This is a genomic window from Intrasporangium sp., assembly GCF_051961875.1.
GTDB lineage: Bacteria > Actinomycetota > Actinomycetes > Actinomycetales > Dermatophilaceae > Intrasporangium_A.
In genome coordinates this window covers 1-2,982 of the sequence record NZ_JBQCCV010000220.1, presented here as the reverse complement: position 1 = coordinate 2,982, position 2,982 = coordinate 1, and the positions used below count along the sequence as shown (strand labels likewise).

Here is a 2,982-nt window from a genome sequence, read left to right as displayed (position 1 = left end):
GTCGCGGCCGCGACCAGGGGGGCCGTCGCGCCGAACACCATCAGTCCGGCGACGCCGCCGACGAGGAGCAGGATCGACCACCAGCCGAGGACCCCTGCTCGGGCGAGCCCGATCAGCACGAGCACCGGACCGAGGAGGTTGAACGGCTCGGTGCCGTCCCAGAAGGCCAGTAGCGACCCCTCCTTGAACCCGCGGAACACGGCCACCGCCTGGTCGGAGCTGAGCAGCGTCCCGGCCGAGGCGTTCCACCAGTCCGACAGGACCATGCCGGAGACGTTGACGAACCCGACCGCGGCAAGCAGCGACCCGATGACGGTGGGGATCCGACCCCGCAGGCCGCGGACCAGCGACGGCGCCGCGAGGATGCCGAGGCCGAGCGCGAGGTTCCCGTAGTGCAGGAAGAGGGCCGACACCTGGGTCATCGTGGTGTCACGGGTCAGTGACGAGATGTAGTCGGCGTCGGCCATCGACGCCTGCTCCGGGGAGGTGAACATCCCGAGCGCCCACAGGACGGGGCCGGTGACGAGCGCGGCTCCGGCGGCGACGCGCATCGGGTGGGCGAGTCGCCGGGGGCGCTCTGCCGCGGCAGCGGCCGGCTCGGTGAACGCGTGGGGCGAGACGTAGGACATGGGGTTTCCTTTCGGGTCATACCGGAGGTCCGGTGCCGCCTGTGTCGGCGACGGGACCAACGGTGTCGCCCGGCTGCCTCCCCACGCCTCAGCCGCGAGGCACCGACCTGCGCTCCGTCGTGATGAGGAGAACTCGCCTCCGCGGGTCCCCCACAAGACGGATACGCGGACGCACGCTGCGCCATAACCTTTCCGCCATGTCACCCTTCCGCCACCGGCCGCGTCCACGGGCCGTCCCCGTCGCGGCGGCCGTGCTGCTGGGTGGGTTGGCCGTCGTCGAGGCATGGACGGACCCGACCTTCCGGCCCTACTTCGGGAGCCTCGTCTGGGTCGCGGCGTGGATCGCGGTCAGCCTGGCCTCGCAGGTCCGCTGGCCTGCAGCGGGTGCGGTGGCCGTCGCCGCCTCGTTCCCGCTCGGGGAACTGCTCGGCCCACCGGGGCCCGGCGGGGCCGGCCTCATCGCCGTGCTCGTCGCCGTCGCCTACGCGGGCTACGCGACCGCGCCGAGGGTCTCGCGTCTGGCCGTGGCCGCCTGCATCGTGACGTTCGTCGTGACCGACGCGGTCCGCGCCGGCATCAGCTGGGACTCGATCTTCTTCCCGGCCATCTTCGTGCCCGCCTGGTGGACCGGCAGCCTCGTTCGCCGCGAGCAGGCTCGTGCCCGCGAGATCGCCTCTCTCGCAACGCAGCTCGACGCGCAGCGTGAGGCGTCCGCGCACGCGGCGGTCGTCGAGGAGCGCGCCCGGATCGCCCGGGAGGTGCACGACTCGGTCGCGCACTCGCTCAGCGTCATGACCCTGCAGCTCGGCGGACTGCGCCGCCAGCTCGGACCGCTCCTCGACGACAGGCCCGCCGAGCGCGACATCATGCTCGGCCTCGAGCGTCTCGGGCGCCAGTCGGTCGAGGAGCTGAGGGCCACCGTCGGCATCCTGCGCACACCGCGCGACGATGATGCCGACTTCTCGAGCCCGGTGTCCCTGGCGCGGGCTGGCGACCTTGTCGACGACGTGCGGGCGGCCGGGCTCGACCTCTCACTCGAGACGACAGGGGACCTGACGGCCTTGCCACGGGCGGTCGACGTCGCCGCCTACCGCGTCGCGCAGGAGGCACTGAGCAACGTGCTGCGGCACGCGCCGGGAGCCCGGACCGTCCTTCAGGTCCGGCACGAGAACGACGCGGTCGAGGTGGCCGTCCGCGACGACGGCACCGGATCCGGCGGCCTCCCCGGGCAAGCCGACGGGCACGAGGACGAGCCGGCCGCCACCGGCGGTCACGGCCTCGTCGGGATGCGAGAGCGCACCGGCATGTTCGGCGGGAGCCTGTCGGCCGGCCCGGTGGCGGAAGGTGGTTTCGAGGTCCGGGCCCGGTTCCCGATCGGGAGGGGATGGCAGTGACAATCCGGGTGCTCCTCGTCGACGACGAGGCGATGGTCCGCGTCGGGCTGCGGATGGTCCTGACGGCCGAGCCCGATGTCGAGGTGGTCGGGGAGGCGTCCGATGGAGCCGTGGCCGGCACGATGGCCGCCCAGCTGCGACCAGACGTCGTCCTCATGGACGTCCGGATGCCTCACGTCGACGGGATCGAGGGCGCCCGCCGCGTCCTGGAGGCCAGCCCCGAGTCCCGGGTCGTGGTCCTGACGACCTTCGGCGAGGACGAGTACGTCGAGGGGGCGCTCCGGGCCGGCGTCAGTGGGTTCCTGCTCAAGGTGTCGCCGCCCGAGCAGCTCGTCGCCGCCGTGCGGACCGTCGCCGCAGGTGGCGGCCTGCTCGACCCCTCGGTGACCCTGCGGGTCATCGAGTCCTTCGCCGCCGCGCCCAGCCCCCGCACGGCGCGCTCGCGGGACCTCGAGCTGCTTACGCAGCGCGAACGCGACGTGCTCGGCCTCGTCGCCCGTGGCCTGTCGAACGCCGAGGTCGCTGCCGAGCTCTACCTCGGCGAGGCGACGGTCAAGACGCACGTGTCGAGCCTGCTGGCCAAGCTCGGGTTGCGCGATCGGGTCCAGGCCGTCGTCGCGGCCTACGAGACCGGCCTCGTCCGCCCCGGCGACCACGTCGGCCCCTGACGGACCCGGGCAAGTCAGGCACAGCAGGCGGTATGCCGTTCACATCGCTTCCCGAGTGTCCCTCACGACGTCCTTGGCGGACGGGTAGAACGCGTCGGCACCGATGAGCTCCGTGATCCCGTAGCGGTCGAGCTCGACCCGCACCGGCGGGGCCACCTCGGACATCACGAGCCGGGCACCGCGCGCGGCGAGCTGGTGGTGGACCCGGCGAAGCACTGCGGCGGCGGTGTAGTCGATGTCGCCGATCGCGACCGCATCGAGGCAGAACACGGTGAGCGGATGGCCGTCCCG

4 protein-coding genes are annotated in these 2,982 nt (G+C 72.8%); 2 read left to right on the top strand and 2 right to left on the bottom strand.

What is annotated here, in order from left to right; all coding sequences use genetic code 11:
• The coding region (locus ACTHJJ_RS13175; RefSeq protein ID WP_440303393.1) for a hypothetical protein at nt 1-629 on the bottom strand (629 nt) is incomplete at its 3' end.
• A 197-nt stretch (nt 630-826) separates the two neighbouring features.
• Here ACTHJJ_RS13175 and ACTHJJ_RS13170 point away from each other — a divergent pair.
• Together ACTHJJ_RS13170 and ACTHJJ_RS13165 are read left to right on the top strand one after the other, a co-directional pair.
• A complete protein-coding gene (locus tag ACTHJJ_RS13170) occupies nt 827-2,023 on the top strand; it encodes a sensor histidine kinase (RefSeq protein ID WP_440303392.1) in 1,197 nt (398 codons plus the stop codon).
• Entirely contained in the window at nt 2,014-2,691 is a 678-nt protein-coding gene (locus ACTHJJ_RS13165; RefSeq protein WP_440303391.1) for a response regulator, read from the top strand. Before ACTHJJ_RS13170 ends, ACTHJJ_RS13165 begins: the two co-directional genes overlap by 10 nt.
• Before the next feature lie 39 nt (nt 2,692-2,730).
• Here ACTHJJ_RS13165 and ACTHJJ_RS13160 read toward each other — a convergent pair.
• A partial coding sequence (locus ACTHJJ_RS13160) for an STAS domain-containing protein (protein ID WP_440303390.1) occupies nt 2,731-2,982 on the bottom strand: 252 nt, incomplete at its 5' end.